The organism is Actinokineospora bangkokensis (assembly GCF_001940455.1).
GTDB classification, from domain to species: Bacteria; Actinomycetota; Actinomycetes; order Mycobacteriales; family Pseudonocardiaceae; genus Actinokineospora; species Actinokineospora bangkokensis.
The window spans coordinates 541,349-557,450 of the sequence record NZ_MKQR01000007.1; the positions used below are offsets into that span (position 1 = coordinate 541,349).

At 74.1% G+C, this 16,102-nt stretch carries 15 protein-coding genes; 6 read left to right on the top strand and 9 right to left on the bottom strand.

From position 1 onward, the window contains the following. Positions 1-35 precede the first annotated feature (35 nt). On the top strand, positions 36-2,201 hold the full coding sequence (gene uvrB / locus BJP25_RS06860; protein ID WP_075973894.1) for an excinuclease ABC subunit UvrB: 2,166 nt from the start codon (positions 36-38) through the stop codon (positions 2,199-2,201). On the opposite strand, the gene BJP25_RS06865 is transcribed toward uvrB, so the two are convergent. From BJP25_RS06865 to BJP25_RS06905, 9 genes are all read right to left on the bottom strand, one after another. Further along, the gene (locus tag BJP25_RS06865; protein WP_143218912.1) at positions 2,194-2,919 is read right to left on the bottom strand and encodes an alpha/beta fold hydrolase; all 726 of its coding nucleotides are present in this window, start codon (positions 2,917-2,919) and stop codon (positions 2,194-2,196) included. The genes uvrB and BJP25_RS06865 overlap by 8 nt on opposite strands. 67 nt (positions 2,920-2,986) lie before the next feature. Continuing rightward, the gene (locus BJP25_RS33125; RefSeq protein ID WP_075973895.1) at positions 2,987-4,351 is read right to left on the bottom strand and encodes an AMP-binding protein; all 1,365 of its coding nucleotides are present in this window, start codon (positions 4,349-4,351) and stop codon (positions 2,987-2,989) included. A gap of 2 nt (positions 4,352-4,353) precedes the next feature. Next, positions 4,354-4,893 (bottom strand): hypothetical protein, encoded by a 540-nt coding sequence (locus BJP25_RS06875; RefSeq protein ID WP_075973896.1) that lies wholly within the window; start codon positions 4,891-4,893, stop codon positions 4,354-4,356. Beyond that, positions 4,890-6,602, bottom strand: a complete 1,713-nt coding sequence (locus BJP25_RS06880) for a hypothetical protein (RefSeq protein WP_075973897.1) — start codon at positions 6,600-6,602, stop codon at positions 4,890-4,892. The genes BJP25_RS06875 and BJP25_RS06880 overlap by 4 nt, the downstream gene beginning before the upstream one ends. Further along, positions 6,599-7,579, bottom strand: a complete 981-nt coding sequence (locus tag BJP25_RS06885; protein ID WP_143218913.1) for a hypothetical protein — start codon at positions 7,577-7,579, stop codon at positions 6,599-6,601. Before BJP25_RS06885 ends, BJP25_RS06880 begins: the two co-directional genes overlap by 4 nt. Next, positions 7,576-9,177, bottom strand: a complete 1,602-nt coding sequence (locus BJP25_RS06890; protein WP_075973899.1) for an AAA family ATPase — start codon at positions 9,175-9,177, stop codon at positions 7,576-7,578. The genes BJP25_RS06885 and BJP25_RS06890 overlap by 4 nt, the downstream gene beginning before the upstream one ends. Positions 9,178-9,222: 45 nt before the next feature. Then, the gene (locus BJP25_RS06895) at positions 9,223-10,440 is read right to left on the bottom strand and encodes an MFS transporter (RefSeq protein WP_233157935.1); all 1,218 of its coding nucleotides are present in this window, start codon (positions 10,438-10,440) and stop codon (positions 9,223-9,225) included. Between the two features lie 52 nt (positions 10,441-10,492). Then, positions 10,493-11,347, bottom strand: coding sequence for an alpha/beta fold hydrolase (locus BJP25_RS06900; protein WP_075973900.1), 855 nt, complete (start codon positions 11,345-11,347; stop codon positions 10,493-10,495). 53 nt (positions 11,348-11,400) lie between these two features. Next, positions 11,401-11,646 (bottom strand): hypothetical protein, encoded by a 246-nt coding sequence (locus BJP25_RS06905; protein ID WP_075973901.1) that lies wholly within the window; start codon positions 11,644-11,646, stop codon positions 11,401-11,403. A gap of 130 nt (positions 11,647-11,776) precedes the next feature. Between BJP25_RS06905 and BJP25_RS06910 the strand changes: the two genes are divergently transcribed. The 5 genes from BJP25_RS06910 (at position 11,777) to BJP25_RS06930 (ending at position 16,098) form a co-directional block, all read left to right on the top strand. Next, positions 11,777-12,601: a crotonase/enoyl-CoA hydratase family protein gene (locus BJP25_RS06910; protein ID WP_075973902.1), complete on the top strand. Its 825-nt coding sequence runs from the start codon at positions 11,777-11,779 to the stop codon at positions 12,599-12,601. Between the two features lie 77 nt (positions 12,602-12,678). Beyond that, positions 12,679-14,391, top strand: a complete 1,713-nt coding sequence (locus BJP25_RS06915; RefSeq protein ID WP_075973903.1) for an AMP-binding protein — start codon at positions 12,679-12,681, stop codon at positions 14,389-14,391. Between the two features lie 65 nt (positions 14,392-14,456). Then, positions 14,457-15,023 (top strand): type 1 glutamine amidotransferase domain-containing protein, encoded by a 567-nt coding sequence (locus BJP25_RS06920; RefSeq protein ID WP_075973904.1) that lies wholly within the window; start codon positions 14,457-14,459, stop codon positions 15,021-15,023. A gap of 128 nt (positions 15,024-15,151) precedes the next feature. Further along, positions 15,152-15,361, top strand: a complete 210-nt coding sequence (locus BJP25_RS06925) for a hypothetical protein (protein WP_075973905.1) — start codon at positions 15,152-15,154, stop codon at positions 15,359-15,361. 143 nt (positions 15,362-15,504) lie between these two features. Further along, complete coding sequence (locus BJP25_RS06930) at positions 15,505-16,098, top strand: CDP-alcohol phosphatidyltransferase family protein (RefSeq protein ID WP_075973906.1); 594 nt, start codon at positions 15,505-15,507, stop codon at positions 16,096-16,098. Positions 16,099-16,102 lie beyond the last annotated feature (4 nt).

Genomic DNA, 16,102 nt, shown 5'->3' on the forward strand with positions numbered 1-16,102 from the left:
CGGTTTCTGTCGGGGGTCCGGCGTAGCCTCGTGGCGTGGCTTTCGCGACCGAGTACCCAGTCCTCGCACAGTCCGAGTACCGGCCTGTCAGCGACATCCCGCGCGCCGACGGCAAGTTCCGCATGGTCTCGGAGTACCAGCCCTCCGGCGACCAGCCCGCGGCCATCGCCGAGCTGGAGCGCCGGATCCGCGCGGGCGAGCAGGACGTGGTGCTGCTCGGCGCGACCGGCACCGGCAAGTCCGCCACGACCGCGTGGCTGGTGGAGAAGCTCCAGCGGCCCACCCTGGTGATGGCGCCGAACAAGACGCTGGCCGCGCAGCTGGCCAACGAGCTGCGCGAGTTCTTCCCGCACAACGCCGTCGAGTACTTCGTCTCCTACTACGACTACTACCAGCCCGAGGCCTACATCGCGCAGACCGACACCTACATCGAGAAGGACTCGTCGATCAACGACGACGTCGAGCGGCTGCGCCACTCGGCCACGATGAGCCTGCTCTCCCGCCGCGACGTGATCGTGGTGGCGTCGGTGTCGTGCATCTACGGCCTGGGCACCCCGCAGTCCTACCTCGACCGGTCGATCGGGCTCAAGGTGGGCGGGGAGGTCGAGCGGGACGCGTTCCTGCGCGCCCTGGTCGACGTGCAGTACTCGCGCAACGACGTGGCGTTCAACCGCGGCACCTTCCGGGTCCGCGGGGACACCGTGGAGATCATCCCCGCCTACGAGGAGCTGGCCATCCGCGTCGAGTTCTTCGGCGACGAGGTGGACAAGCTCTACTACCTGCACCCGCTGACCGGCGACATCGTCCGCGAGTGCGACGAGCTGCGGATCTTCCCGGCCACCCACTACGTCGCGGGCCCGGAGCGGATGGAGCGGGCGATCCGCGACATCGAGGCCGAGCTGGAGCAGCGGCTGGCCGAGCTGGAGTCGCGCGGCAAGCTGCTGGAGGCCCAGCGGCTGCGCATGCGCACCAGCTACGACATCGAGATGATGCGCCAGGTCGGGTTCTGCTCGGGCATCGAGAACTACTCCCGGCACATCGACGGCCGCGCCGCGGGCACCGCCCCGGCCACGCTGATCGACTACTTCCCGGACGACTTCCTGCTGGTCATCGACGAGTCGCACGTCACGGTGCCGCAGATCGGCGGCATGTACGAGGGCGACATGTCCCGCAAGCGCAACCTGGTCGACTTCGGCTTCCGGCTCCCCAGCGCCACTGACAACCGGCCGCTGACCTGGGAGGAGTTCGCCGAGCGGATCGGCCAGACGGTGTACCTGTCGGCCACCCCCGGCCCGTACGAGATGGGCCAGGCGGGCGGGGAGTTCGTCGAGCAGGTCATCCGCCCCACCGGTCTGATCGACCCGGAGGTCGTGGTCAAGCCCACCGAGGGCCAGATCGACGACCTGGTGCACGAGATCCGCGAGCGCGCCGAGCGCGACGAGCGGGTGCTGGTCACCACGCTGACGAAGAAGATGGCCGAGGACCTCACCGACTACCTGCTGGAGCTGGGCATCCGGGTGCGCTACCTGCACTCCGAGGTCGACACGCTGCGCCGGGTGGAGCTGCTGCGCCAGCTGCGGCTGGGCGAGTACGACGTGCTCATCGGCATCAACCTGCTGCGCGAGGGCCTGGACCTGCCCGAGGTGTCGCTGGTGGCGATCCTCGACGCGGACAAGGAGGGCTTCCTGCGCAGCGGCACCTCGCTGATCCAGACCATCGGCCGCGCGGCGCGCAACGTCTCCGGCCAGGTGCACATGTACGCCGACAAGGTCACCGACTCGATGCGCCACGCCATCGACGAGACCAACCGGCGCCGCGAGAAGCAGATCGCCTACAACACCGAGCACGGCATCGACCCGCAGCCGCTGCGCAAGAAGATCGCCGACATCCTCGACCGCGTCTACACCGAGGCCGAGGACTCCGAGGAGGCGGTGCCGGTCGGCGGGTCCGGCCGCAACACCTCCCGGGGCAAGCGGGCGACCGGGGAGAAGGGCGCGGCCCGCTCGTCCGGTGTGGTCACCCAGGAGCGCGACGTCAAGTCCATGCCCCGGGCCGAGCTGGCCGACCTGGTGCAGAACCTCACCGACCAGATGATGGCCGCCGCCCGCGACCTGCAGTTCGAGCTGGCGGGGCGGCTGCGCGACGAGATCCACGACCTCAAGCGCGAGCTGCGCGGGATGGACGCGGCGGGGATCAAGTAGCGGCCGCGGGCCGGGCCCTCAGCCAGGGCAGGACGACGTCGAGGAAGCGGTCCGGCTGCTCGTAGGCGGGCAGGTGGGCCGCGCCCTCGACGAAGTGCAGCGGCGCGCCGGTGAGCTCGGCCAGCTCCTCGGCCACGGGCGCGCCCATGATCGGGTCCTCGGCGCCGTGCACCACCAGGGCGTCGAGGTCGAGGGCGCGCAGCAGCGGGCGGGAGTCGGGTCGCGCGGCCATCGCCGCGGCGTACCAGGCGACGGTGCGCGGCGACTGCTCGTCGATGACCCGGCGCAGCGCCGGGTCCTCGGCGGTGAGCAGCTGCGGGAGCATGAAGTCGGCCAACCAGCCGGTGCCCTCCTCGGTGGCCCGGCGGATGACCATGGCCCGGGTCGCCAGCGCCCTGTCCGGGTCCGCGATGGCCTGGGTGCCGGTGAACACCGCTGCGGCCACCCGCTCGGGGGCGCGGCGCAGCAGGGCCATCAGCACGAACCCGCCCAGCGCCGCCCCGACCGCGGTCACCCGGTCCAGCCCGCGCCCGTCCAGCACGCGCAGGACGTGCTCGGCCACCGCGTCCAGCGACGGGTCCGCGTCCGGCAGGGCGGTGCCGCCCCACCCGGGCAGGTGCGGGTCGACCAGCTGGGCCTCGGCGGACAAGCGCGCGCGGAGGGGGTCCCACACGCGGGCGTCGAGCGGGAACGGGTGCAGCAGCAGGATCGGGTCCACGGGCCGCAGTGTGCCCACACCCGCTGGCCCGGGCACGCGGTTTCCCGGTGGGTGAACGCGCCCGCGGTCAGCGCTGGTCGCTGGTGTAGCGCTGCGGCTTGCCCTCGCCGGAGAGGTCGACCGCCGCCACCCGCACCGGGACGTCGCCGAGCAGGGAGCGCACGGCGTCGGTGACCGGCCCGGCACCGGGCCCGGGGGAGTGCACGCGCACGTCGACGGCGCCGTCGGCGTGCTGGTGCAGCTGGTAGGCGACCATGCCCAGCGGGGACAGCACGTGCGTCAGCTCGATCGAGTTGACCACCGCGCCCGCCCGGGACCGGAACACCACCGGGTCGCGGCCGTGGAAGTCCAGCAGCACCGGCACCCCGCCGCGCCAGGACAGCGCCGCGTGGTCGCCGGTGCGGTAGCGCAGCAGCGGCAGCAGCGCGTTCTCCCCGCACGTCACCGCGACCTCCCCGACGACCCCGGGTGGGCACGGCCGCCCCGCCGGGTCCAGCACCTCCAGGTACAGCTGCCGGGGCGCGACGGTGAAGCAGTCGCCCGTGCGCCAGGCCAGCAGCCCCGCCTCGGTGATCCCGTACAGGTCGAACACCGGTGCGCCCAGCGCGCGGGACAGCCGCGCGGCGGCCGCGTCGTCGAGGGTCATCGCCCCGGACAGCACCGCCAGCGGGCGGCTGGTCAGCCCCACCCGGGCCAGCGCGGCGAGGGAGATCGGGTTGCCCGTGTACAGCTCGGGGTCCAGGTCGTCGAGGAAGGCGCGGCAGTCGCCGGGGGAGCGCCAGCCGGACGGGTGCGTGTTGACCTTCACCACCCCGGCGCCGTCCCAGTAGGACGACACCGACGCGAACTGGTAGGCGACGGGCTGGTGGTAGGTGTTCACCAGCGACACCCGCGCCGGGCCGCCCGCGACCCGCAGCCCGGCGGTGGCCAGCACGTGCTCGATCACCGGCAGGTCCAGCGCGCAGAACTCCGGGGTCATCGGCACGGTCGCCGCCGGTCCCCGGGACCCGGAGGTGCGGTAGACGATCATCCCGGAGATGTCGGCGTCGTCGGGCACGTGCTGCTCGGCGGACAGGAGCAGGTCGTGCCGGGTCAGCGGGGGCACGCCCGCCAGCGAGCGCGGCCGCGGCAGCCGCCGGTAGGCGGGGACGGTGCGGTACACCCGGTCCACCAGCTCGGCCACCCACGGCGGCTCCACCCCGGGCGCCCACCCGTGGTGGTCGGCGGTGCGCCCGCGGAGCCTGCCCAGGGCGTCGGCGGTGAGCCGGTCGCCGCAGGCGTGGTTGTAGGGCGGGGCGTGCGGGTGGGTGCGCAGCCGGTCGAGGTTCGCCGCCGCGGCCGGGGTCAGCAGCGGCCACCGCTCGGCGTCGGTGAGCGCCGTGGACCCCATCGGCACGTAGTCGGGCACCGGGTAGGCGCGGGCGTCGGTCATCGTCACACCTGGCTGTAGCGGGCGGCGGCCTCCTGGGCGCGCTTGTCGGCCATGGCCTTGCGGATCGCCGCCGCCCGCTCCTCGGCCCGCGCCGCCTCGGCCAGCAGCCGCCTGCGCCGCAGGCTGTCCACGGTGGACAACCGGTCCTCGGCCTGGGCGGCGGTCTCGCCCTCGGGCACCACGCCGAGGGCGTGCAGCACCAGCCTGGCCAGCTCCTCGCGCCGGTCGGCGTCGGCGGTGAACCGCTCGGCCGCGACGACCCCGGCCAGCTCCACCAGCGGGTGCACGAGCAGGTGGTGCAGCTCCCCGGCGGCGGTCGGCGTGGGCGCGAGCCCGGCGGCCAGCCAGCTGGTCACCAGCACCAGCCGCCGCCAGTTCGGCTCGCCCAGCTCGAACGCCCGCGCCTGCAGCGCCGTCAGCGGCGGCCCGCCCAGGCCGGTGAGCACGTCGGAGACCACCGCGGGCACCGACGCGGCGGTCTCGTCGAGGAACACCGGCGGGGTGTCGGCCAGCCTGCGGGTGAGGTCGGTGACGGCGGTCATGCGCGGCTCCGGTCGTAGGTCCTGCGGCTGAAGGCCGCGGCGAAGTCCACCAGCTGCGCCCAGTCGGTGACCCGGTGCACGTCCCAGCCCGGCGCCATCGCCTCCAGCGCCGCCAGCCGGTGCTCGCTCCACAGGTTGAGCAGCAGCGTCCCGCCGCCGCCCGCGGCGGCCAGCGCGGCGGCGGCGATGTCCGAGCCGGGTCGCCCCTGCTCGTCGGCGTGCTGGAACATCGTGTCGACGCCGTCGTCGGAGATCACCACGATGTGCGTGGTGCGCCGGGGCCGGGCGTAGGTGTCGCGCAGGGTCGGCAGCGGGAACGCGGTGGCCCCGCCGAAGAACCCGGTGAGCACCCGCAGCACGGCGGTCTCGTCGCGGACGAACCCGTCGGTGACCAGCACCTGCCGGGTGCCGCTCCACAGCGTGGCCTGCACCCGCGCGCCCACCCGCAGCGCCGACAGGGCCAGCACCGCCCCGGCCAGGGTCAGGTAGGACACCTGCTTGCGCGGGTTGGGCATCGACCCCGAGGAGTCGACGTAGATGTCCAGGTCGACCGGTTCCGGGTCCCCGCCGCCGGACTCGGTGACCCCGAAGTGCCGCTGCACCGTGGTCAGCCCGGGCACCACCAGCGGCGAGCGCAGCGTGGAGGCCAACCAGTCGACCTGCTCCAGCGGCTCGCCGACGTCCCAGGGTTCCAGGCCCTCGGGCAGCGGTTCGCTCGGCGCCGGGCGCGGGCGCACCGGGAACGGCACCAGGTGCGGGGCGGCGCGCTCGCGGTAGTAGCGGGCGGAGATGTCCTCATCGGACAGGTCGAACCCCAGCTGCCGCAGGATCTGCCCGTACTCGAACGGCTCCCGGTGCTGCCCGCCCGCGGGCGCCTGCCCCTCGGCCTCCTCCGGTTCCCCGTCCTGCTCGGGGGCGAAGTCGTTCACGCTCGGGTCGTGCAGCGGGTGCACCAGCGGGCCGTCGTCGTCGGCGGAGAGCCCGGGGACGTCGTCGCCCGCGTGCACCCCGGGCTCGCACGTGCGGGCCAGCAGCCGGGTCACGTCGCGCTCGGCCAGCTCGGCCAGGTACCGGTAGCAGAGCATGGCGAACCCGCCCGCCCCGGCGAGCCAGTCGTGCGCGTACACCCTGGCCACCCGTGCGGCCAGCGACGCGTCGGCGTCGGTGTCCTCGTCCACCCCGTCGGTGAGCGTGCCGCGCGGCAGCGCCCACAGCAGCTCGTAGGTGCGCATGTAGAACGCCCACAGCGGGTTGTCGCCCTTGGGGCCGCGCATCCGCTGGTACACCCCGGCCATGTCCAGGCCGCGGCTGCGCTGCAACCGGTCGTTGATCAGCAGGTCGGCGTAGAGGTTGGCGACCACGGCGGCGTGCCGCTCCAACCCGGGCAGCCCGCGCCGGACCCTGGCCAGCAGGCGGGCGCTGTCGGCCAGGTCGGCGGGGCAGAGCACGTGGTGGCCCACCTCGTGCGCCATCACCTCCACCCCGTGCTCGGCCAACCCCAGCTCCACCGCCGCCGTGAGGTCGAGCACCACCGTCCGGTCGGACAGCCGGAACATCGCGAAGCTGCCGTGCAACCCCTCCCGGCGAGCCCGCCCGGTGGACGCGCACAGCAGCGGCGGGTGCACCCGGGTGAACCGGCCCCACGCCCGCAGCGCCTCGGGCCACTGCTGCTGCCAGCGCTGGGCCAGCTCGGCCGTCCGGAAGCTCACGACGACCTGCCCACGAACACGATCCGGTGCGAGTAGCGGGTGGTGATGGCCAGGGTGTCGCCGACACCCGCCACGCTCGTCGCGTCCGCCAGCTCCGGCAGCCGCAGCACCCCGCCGCGACCGTCGGTCACCTCGCCCGCCGCGCCCAACCGCACCGGCGACACCGGCGGCACCGCTGTGCCGTCGGGCTCCGGCACCGCGGCCACCTGCCGCAGGTCCCACCCGTACCGGTCGGCGGCGACCTCCCACGCCGCCCCCGCGGACTCGGCGTACCAGCGCCCGCCCACGGCGCGCACCACCGGCGGCCGCGGGAACTGCCCGCCGAACCCGGTGAACGCCCCGACCCGCCCGCGCAGCAGCAGCCCCGGCTCACCGCCCACCGGTGCCGCCCACGGGTCGGCCGCCATCCGGTCCACGCCGTCCGCCGACACCGGCGAGCCCAGCGCCCGCACCAGGACCTCGGTGGGCAGCGCGCGCATGGTGTCCACGGCCGAGCGGCGCAGCAGCGCCACCCCGTGCCGCCACGCGGCCACCGCCGCCGCGCCCAGCAGCAGGTCCACCTCGGCGGGCGGCACCACCGCCGCGACCTCCGCGACCGCCGCCAACCACCCGGCCACGTCGCCCACCGGCGCCGCGGCCACGTGCCGGGCGGCGGTCAGCAGCGCGGCGGGCACCCGGTCCGGGGCCGCCCCGGCGGCGCGGGCCACCGAGGGCAGCGCGGCGAACGCCAGCGCGGTCGGCGTGCCCTCGGCCAACCACCCGCGCTCGGCCAACCGCAGCGACAGCTCGACCAGCGCGTCGGTCAGCGGCACCGGGTCGGCGTCCACCCCGGCCGCGTCCACCACCGGGCCCACCCGGTCGCGCAGGTGCGCCAGGAAGTCCGCGGCGGACAGGTCGCGGGAGCGGTAGCGGGCCAGGGCGAAGCGGGTGTTGTACCGGTCGCGGCCCTTCGACAGCGCCAGCTGGAACGGCGTCACGGGCGCCACCGCAGCCACGCCCGGTAGTTCACGTACCGCTGGTGCAGGTACTTCAGCGCCAGCGCGTCGTCGTAGACGTGCCCGTGCAGCTTGCGCCCGCGCGCCCACTCCGCCAGCAGCGACTCGATCCGGCTCAACCGGGCGGTCACCTCCGCCTCGCCCACCCCGTCGAGGCCGCGGTCGAACTCCGCCAGCAGCACCCCCACCGGGTCGTCGACGTCGAGGTCGAGCCGGTCGTACTCGGCGCAGGCCCGGTCGAACAGCGACCGCAGCCAGCTGACCCGGTCGGTGCGGTGGGCCCGGTTCGCCGCCTCGTCGAACGACGGGGCCTGGTCGTCGGGCACGAGCTTGTCGTGCAGCACGAACGGCAGCACCGCGCGCAGGTCGTCGAGCCCGACCTCCTCCCGGTCGCGGAAGTAGGCCAGCGCCTTGGCGTAGGCGATGACGCTCTGCAACGCGCGCACCGACAACCCGTTGAGCGTCTGCGCGCCCAGGTCGGCCACCCGGTCGCGGCCGGTCTCGGTGACCGAGAGCAGGTGCGGGTCGACCCCGGCGAGGCGGGCGGTGTCCTTCGTGCGGTACTCGAACTGCTCGCCCGCCTGCTCCAGCAGCTCGAACTGGGCGGAGAAGAACTCCAGCCTGCGCAGCACCGGAGGCGGCAGCGGCACCCGCAGGATCTCCGCCTGCACCCGGTCGTGCTCGGCGGCGCTGAACACGATCTCCGGCGGCACCACCTCCTCCGGGCGCAGCCGCCGCTCGATCCGCTGCACCAGCTCGCCCAGGAACCGGCTGTTGAACTGGAGCGCGTGCACCACCACGTCGATGCGGTCGCGCAGCGCCTCGATCACCTGGTAGGTGCCGCCGCCCGCGTCGTCGTTGGCGGTGAGGTACCAGGCGGCGTCGGCGGCCTCGTAGACCTGGTCGAACACCTCGGCGTACCCGTCGGACATCAGCGTCAGCAGCGCGGACTGGGTGCGGGTCGGGATGCGGTTGTACTCGTCGACGATCTTGACCCGCATGGGCAGCCAGGACCGCCAGGCGATGTCGATGTCGGTGATCCGCTCGGCCTTGACCAGGTCCGCGGGCAGCGGGGTGCCGAGCAGGTCCGCGATCGTCAGCTGCGGGTGCCCGTGCTGCATGGCCCGGCGCACCTCGCGCAGCGGGTACCCGGCCAGCACCCCCATGAGCACCGCGCTGGCCGTCTTGCCGCGCCCCGGCCCGCCCACCAGCAGGCAGCGGCGCCGCACGGCGAAGGTGAGCAGCGGGATGAGCACGAAGCTGGAGTAGGACTGCCCGCTGGGCAGGGTCAGCCGCGCCTTGCTGTCGCCGAGCACCACGCCGGGGGAGGGCCCGTCGGAGAACTCGACGTCGTAGTGCGGGCTGATGATCGCGTGGTTGACGATCCAGAAGTAGGCCTGGCGCAGCTTCTCGTCCAGCGGCACCGCCGCCGCGGCGGCCGGGTCCTCGGTCAGCGGGCCGGAGTAGAGCGCGGCCACGTCGAACTCGCCCGCGTCCGCGGCCGCGCCCGCGTGCGCGCCGCCCGGCAGCGTCGGCGCCGCCGAGACGTGCCGGTAGTTCCCCTGGTTCGCTCCGTCCACACCGACATTCTGCGCCTGCCCCCCGACAGTCCGGGGTGGAACGGCTCAGCCCGTGGCGCGCACCAGGCCGCGGACGCTCGGCGTGCCCACCACGGCACCCACGGCGACCACGGCCAGCACCGCCAACCCGGTCAGGGTGGCCGCGGTGCCGAACGCGGTGGCGAGCGGCCCCACCGCCACCTCCCCGAGCGGGATCGCGGCGAACGAGCCCACCGCGTCGTAGGAGTACACGCGGGCCAGCTGGTCGGGCGGCACGTTCTCCTGCAGCGACACGTCCCAGGCGATGACGAACTGCTCGACGGCCAGGCCGACGCCGAAGTTCACCACCAGCAGCGGCACCAGCTCCGGCAGGTGCGCGATCACGGCCAGCTGCACCCCCACCACGGCGACGAGCGCGGTGCCGGTGAGCAGCAGCCGCCGGGGCTGCCACCGGCTCGCGAGGAACCCGCCCACCAGCGCCCCCAACGTCTGCGCGCCCAGCACCACCCCCCACGCGGTGCGGCCGATGGTGTTGTCCGCGACCGAGGGGCCCAGCACGTTCACACCCCCGACCTCGGCGGCGTTGACGACCATCATCGCCACCACCACCGACCACAGCCAGGTGCGCCCGCTGAACGCCCGCCACCCCTCCTTGAGGTCGGCCAGCGGGCGGGTCGGCGCCTCCGCGGCGACCTCGGGCGCCTTGACCCGCGCGTAGCCGACCGCCGCGGCGGCGAAGACGACGGCCGTGCCCGCGAGCGCCCACCCCGGCGCGGCGGTGCCGGACAGCACCCCGCCGAGCGAGGCGCCGACGACCATGGCGGTGTTGCCCGCCATGCGCACCAGCGCGTTCGCCTGGAGCACCTGCTCCTTGGGCACCGTCTGCGGGGTCAGCGCCGACGCGGCGGGCAGCGACGCGGCGGACACCGCGCCGTTGACCACGCTGAGCACGACCAGCAGCGGGACGGAGGCGAACCCGGCGAGCACGGCCGCGGCGGTCAGCGCCTGGGAGAGCGCGGCCGCCGCGCTGGCCCCCTGCAGGATCACCGAGCGGGGGAGCCGGTCGGCCAGCACGCCCGCGAGCAGCAGCAGCGCGACGTTGGCGACCGAGCGGGCCCCCACCACCACGCCCAGCGCCACCACCGACCCGGTGAGGTCGAGCACGGCGAAGGCCAGCGCCACGGGTGCGAGCGCGTTGCCGAAGTAGGTCGCCACCCGCCCCAGCGCGAGGCGGCGGAACATCGGCGCGCGCAGGGGCGTCAGCAGCCCCGGACCCCCATCCACGCGGGCAGTGTAGGACCCGGCGTCCGCTTCGCCCGGAGCCGGGCCGCGCCGATCAGCGCGCGGCGGCCACCCGCTCGGCGGCGAAGCGCTCACCGATGAACCGCTCGATCACCGACGTGAGCCGCTTCGGGGCGAACCGCAGCTCGAACGGGCTGCGCGCCTCGACGAACTTCGCCCTGGGCAGCTCGCCCGCCAGCATGTGCGCGTCGCCGAAGGGGTGGATGGGGTCGCGCTGGTGGCCGATGACCAGCGCGGGCACGTCGATCGCGGTGCGCAGGGTGGTCGGCGGGGCGATGCGGCCGAAGAAGATGCCGTGCACCACCGAGGCCATCGCCGCCGGTTCCTGGTGCAGGGTCTCGGTCACGGTGTCCACCCACTGGTGCCCGCGCGGCACCCGGTCCGCCGCCCACGCCACGGCCCGGACCACCGGGGGCAGGAAGCGGGCGGTGACCAGCAGCGGCGCGAAGGCGGCGAGCCCGCCGACGATGGCGTTGTCGAGCACGGGCATCTCCACCACCATGCCCACCACCCGCTCCGGCGCGGCGACGGCCACCTCCAGGGTGACGTTCGCGCCGAGCGAGGTGCCCGCGATCAGCGCCCGCCGCACGCCGAGGTGGTCGAGCAGGCCGACGACCTGGGTCGCCCAGGTGGTCATGGAGTAGCGCCACGAGCCCGCGGGCCGGTCCGACCGGCCGTGCCCGAGCAGGTCGAGGGTCACCACCCGGTGCCCGGCCGCCGCCAGCGCCCTGGCCAGCGGGCGGTGCATGGTGCGGGTCATCAGCTGCCCGTGCAGCAGGACGACCAGGCCCGCCGGGTCGCCGGGCGCCGCGGCGCCGGTGAACTCCGAGTAGGACAGCGCGTGGCCGTCGAAGCGGAAGGAACCTGGGCGCTCGGTCACCTCGGTCATCCCCCGATGTTACCGCCGGGTAGTCGGTGGTGGGGCCCGTCCTGGGCGACCGCCTACTCCGGCTTGCGCCTGCGCCCGCTGGTCGGCGCCGCCTCCGGGGCTTGCGCGGTGGCGGGCGCGGCGTGCGCGGGCGCCGGGGCGGGCGGCGGCCCCGCGGCGGGCGGCGCCGCCGCGGCCGTGGCGGGTGTCGACGTGGTGTCCTCCGATCCCCGGTCGGTCGCCACCTCGACCGCCCCCGCGCGCATCTCGCGCAGCAGCTCGTCGAAGATCGGCGTGGACATCACGGTCTGGCTCGCCATGCGGGCTCCCCTCGTTCCGGCTCGCGTGCGGACCTTACCGCCCGTGATCGACACCGGTGGGCCGTTCGAGTGACACGATCGGGTGGACCCGGGGCTGACAGGCATGTTACCCGCGGGTAATGTCGCGGCCATGACGGAGAACCTGGTCTCGCTCACGGTCGACACCGCCGACCACGTCGCGGAGGTCACCCTGCTCGGCCCCGGCAAGGGCAACGCCATGGGCCCGGACTTCTGGCGCGAGCTGCCCCTGGTGTTCGACGCCCTCGACGCCGACCCGGACGTGCGCGCCGTGGTGCTCACCGGCAGCGGCCGCAACTTCTCCTACGGCCTCGACCTGCCCGCCATGGCCCCGGCCTGGGGCGGCCTGCTCGGCGGCGACTCCCTCGCGGCCCCGCGCACCCGCTTCCTCGACACGATCCGGCAGATGCAGGACTCGGTCACCGCAGTGGCCCGCTGCCGCAAGCCCGTCATCGCCGCCATCAGCGGCTGGTGCATCGGCGGCGGGGTCGACGTGGTCGCCGCCGCCGACATCCGCCTCGCCAGCGCCGACGCCACGTTCAGCGTGCGCGAGGTCAAGGTGGCCATCGTGGCCGACCTGGGCAGCCTCCAGCGCCTGTCCGGCATCATCGGCGAGGGCCACCTGCGCGAACTGGCCTTCACCGGCAAGGACATCGACGCCGCCCGCGCCGAGCGCATCGGCCTGGTCAACGACGTCCACCCCGACCAGGAGGCCGTGCTGGCCGCCGCCCGCGGCCTCGCCGCCGAGATCGCCGCCAACCCGCCGCTGGTCGTGCAGGGCACCAAGGACGTCCTCGGCCTCGACCGCGACCGCACCGTGGCCGAGGGCCTGCGCTACGTCGCCACCTGGAACTCCGCCTTCCTGGCCAGCAAGGACCTCGGCGAAGCGGTGCAGGCGTTCGTCGAGCGCAGGCCGCCGACCTTCACCGGGGAGTAGGTCGCGCCGGTGGTGGCGCGGCCGGGGGTGATGGGGCAGGCTCGGGCGCGGTTGTCGAGTCGACGAGGAGCGAAACCGTGAGCGTGCCCCCCACCGAAGAGTTCCGCGCCGCCCGCGACTTCCTGGTCGCCCACGGGGACGACCACGCCGCCGCCACCGCGGGCTTCACCTGGCCGCGGCCCGCGGCGTTCAACTGGGCGCTGGACTGGTTCGACGTCGTGGCCGCCCGGGAGCCCACCGCGAGCCGCCCCGCGCTGTGGATCGTCGAGGAGGACGGCTCCGAGGCCCGGTGGACCTACGCCGAGCTCTCCCGCCGCTCCGACCAGGTCGCCACCTGGCTGCGCGGGCTCGGCGTGGCCCGCGGCGACCGGCTGGTCCTCATGCTCGGCAACCAGGGCGAGCTGTGGGAGACGATCCTCGCCTGCACCAAGCTCGGCGCCGTCATCATCCCGGCCACCACCCTGCTCGCCGCGGCCGACCTGCGCGACCGGGTCGAGCGCGGCCGGGCCCGGCACGTCGTGGTGCGCTCGGCCGACGCCGCCAAGTTCGACGACGTGCCCGGCGACTACACCCGCATCGCCGTGGGGGAACCCGTCCCCGGCTGGAAGTCCTATTCGGACTCCGAGCGCGCGGGGGAGGGGTTCGCCCCCGACGGCCCCACCGCCGCCGACGACACCCTGCTGCTCTACTTCACCTCCGGCACCACCGCCCGGCCCAAGCTCGTCGAGCACACGCACGTCTCCTACCCCGTCGGGCACCTGTCCACGATGTACTGGATCGGCCTGCGCCCCGGCGACGTGCACCTCAACATCTCCTCGCCCGGCTGGGCCAAGCACGCCTGGAGCAACGTCTTCGCCCCGTGGAACGCCGAGGCCACGGTGTTCCTCTACAACTACAGCCGGTTCGACGCCACCGCGCTCATGTCCCAGATGGACCGCTGCGGCGTCACCAGCTTCTGCGCCCCGCCGACGGTGTGGCGCATGCTCATCCAGGCCGACCTCACCCAGCTGCGCACCCCGCCGCGCAAGGTCGTCGGCGCGGGCGAACCGCTCAACCCCGAGGTCATCGAGCAGGTCTCGCGCGCCTGGGGCGTCACCATCCGCGACGGCTTCGGCCAGACCGAGACCAGCGTGCAGGTCGCCAACACGCCGGGCCAGCCGGTCAAGCCCGGCTCCATGGGCCGCCCGCTGCCCGGGTTCACCATCGCGCTGGTCGACCCCGCCACCGGCGAACCCGGCGACGAGGGCGAGATCTGCGTGGACCTGTCCGCGCGCCCGGTCGGGCTCATGGTCGGCTACGCCGACGACCCCGAGCGCACCGCCGAGGCCATGCGCGACGGGTACTACCACACCGGCGACGTCGGCTCCCGCGACGCCGACGGCTACATCACCTACGTCGGCCGCGCCGACGACGTGTTCAAGGCCTCCGACTACCGCATCTCCCCGTTCGAGCTGGAGAGCGTCCTCATCGAGCACCCCGCCGTCGCCGAGGCCGCCGTGGTGCCCTCGCCCGACCCCATCCGCCTCGCCGTGCCCAAGGCCTACGTCGTGCTCGCCGCCGGGCACGAGCCCGACGCCGCCACCGCGCGGTCCATCCTGGCCTTCGCCCGCGAGCACCTGGCCCCCTACAAGCGCGTCCGGCGCCTGGAGTTCGCCGACCTGCCCAAGACCATCTCCGGCAAGATCCGCCGGGTGGAGCTGCGCGGCCGGGAGGACGAGGTGCACGCCGACGCGGGCGCCGCGGTGGCGGGGGAGTTCACCGAGGACGATTTCCCCGACCTGCGCGGGTGATGGTTAACCGCCTTCCGATCGGGCAACTCCGGGAAAGGACGTCCCCGATCGGAAGGAGCTAGTTCATGGCCACCCTCAGCAACCACAAGGTCGCATTCCTGGTGGCTCCCGAAGGCATCGAGCAGGTCGAGCTCACCGAGCCGTGGAAGGCGGTCGAGCAGGCGGGCGGGACGCCGGTGCTCGTCTCCACCGACAGCGGTTCGGTGCAGGCGTTCAACCACCTGGACAAGGCCGACACCTTCGACGTCGACGTGACCACCTCGGACGCGGACCCGGCCGACTTCGACGCGCTCGTGCTGCCCGGCGGCGTCGCCAACCCCGACTTCCTGCGCACCGACCAGGGAGCGGTCGACTTCGCGAAGTCCTTCTTCGACAACGGCAAGCCGGTCGCCGCCATCTGCCACGCGCCCTGGACGCTGGTGGAGGCCGACGTGGTCCGCGGCCGCACGCTCACCTCGTGGCCGAGCCTGCGGACCGACCTGCGCAACGCGGGCGCCACCTGGGTCGACCAGGAGGTCGTCGTCGACGATTCCGGCGCGAGCACGCTGGTGACCAGTCGCAATCCCGACGACATCCCGGCGTTCAGCGCCAAGCTCGTCGAGGTGTTCTCCGCAGAGCGCGTCTCGCGGTAACCCGGAGCACCCGCGACTTTAACAAGCGGAAACGCCCACGATCCGGACTGTTGTTAACGCGGCGTGCTTTGCTTCCGACACAACGGTCGGATCGAAGCCGACCCCCGCGTGAGGCAGGACTCCCCGAGATGAGCGACACCACGTCCACCACCGCCGACAGGAAGCTGACCGAGGGCACCGCACTGCCCACCCAACCGTGCAGCGTCGTCTGGAGCGACGGCCGCGCCTTCGTCCTCGAACCACCCGTGTGGGTGGGCCTGGACCACCGCGGCAGGCTCGCGCGCCTCACCCCCGCAGCGCTCCAGCGCCAGGGGTGGTCGCACGACAAGCTGAGCTGACCGAGCCGACTGAGCTGACTGAGCTGCTGACGCCGACCGGGTGAACCGGCACCACCGCGCCGGTGGGCTGGACCTCGGACGACCCAGGCGCGCGGGGCGGGCCACCCCGCCCCGCGCCCGGGTCACCGCGTAAGTTCTGCGCCATGTCCGACGCGGCTGGCTACCCCGACCGGGTCTTCACCATCCCCAACGCGCTCAGCGTGCTGCGCCTGCTGGGCGTCCCGGTGTTCCTGTGGCTGCTGCTCGGCCCCCAGGCCGACGGCTGGGCCATCGCCGTGCTGGTCTTCAGCGGCGTGTCCGACTGGCTCGACGGCAAGATCGCCCGCTGGCTCGACCAGATGAGCAGCCTGGGCGCGCTGCTCGACCCCGCGGCCGACCGCCTCTACACCCTCGCCACGATCGTCGCCTTCGTGCTGCGCGACATCGTGCCCCTCTGGGTCGCGGTCGTCCTGGTGGCCCGCGACGCCCTCGTCGGCGCCTGCATCTGGCTCCTGCGGCGCAACGGCTTCGCCCCGCCGGAGGTCACCTACATCGGCAAGGCCGCGACCTTCAACCTGATGTACGCCTTCCCCCTGCTGCTGCTGGCCCAGGGCTCCTCCGACGCCGCCACCGCAGTCCGCCCGGTCGCCTACGCGCTGGCCATCTGGGGCGGCGTGCTGTTCGTGTACTCCGGCCTGCTCTACCTCGTGCAGACGAGCACGGCACTGCGTGATCGCGGCGCGCCCGCCCCCCTCTAAGCTC

What these genes read in the sequence shown, in the direction of transcription:
- BJP25_RS33125 (WP_075973895.1), bottom strand. Translation starts at nt 4,351, where the DNA reads ATGACCGACGCCCGCGCCTACCCGGTGCCCGACTACGTGCCGATGGGG.
- BJP25_RS06875 (WP_075973896.1), bottom strand. Translation starts at nt 4,893, where the DNA reads ATGACCGCCGTCACCGACCTCACCCGCAGGCTGGCCGACACCCCGCCG.
- BJP25_RS06900 (WP_075973900.1), bottom strand. Translation starts at nt 11,347, where the DNA reads ATGACCGAGGTGACCGAGCGCCCAGGTTCCTTCCGCTTCGACGGCCAC.
- BJP25_RS06905 (WP_075973901.1), bottom strand. Translation starts at nt 11,646, where the DNA reads ATGGCGAGCCAGACCGTGATGTCCACGCCGATCTTCGACGAGCTGCTG.
- BJP25_RS06910 (WP_075973902.1), top strand. Translation starts at nt 11,777, where the DNA reads ATGACGGAGAACCTGGTCTCGCTCACGGTCGACACCGCCGACCACGTC.
- BJP25_RS06920 (WP_075973904.1), top strand. Translation starts at nt 14,457, where the DNA reads ATGGCCACCCTCAGCAACCACAAGGTCGCATTCCTGGTGGCTCCCGAA.
- BJP25_RS06925 (WP_075973905.1), top strand. Translation starts at nt 15,152, where the DNA reads ATGAGCGACACCACGTCCACCACCGCCGACAGGAAGCTGACCGAGGGC.
- BJP25_RS06930 (WP_075973906.1), top strand. Translation starts at nt 15,505, where the DNA reads ATGTCCGACGCGGCTGGCTACCCCGACCGGGTCTTCACCATCCCCAAC.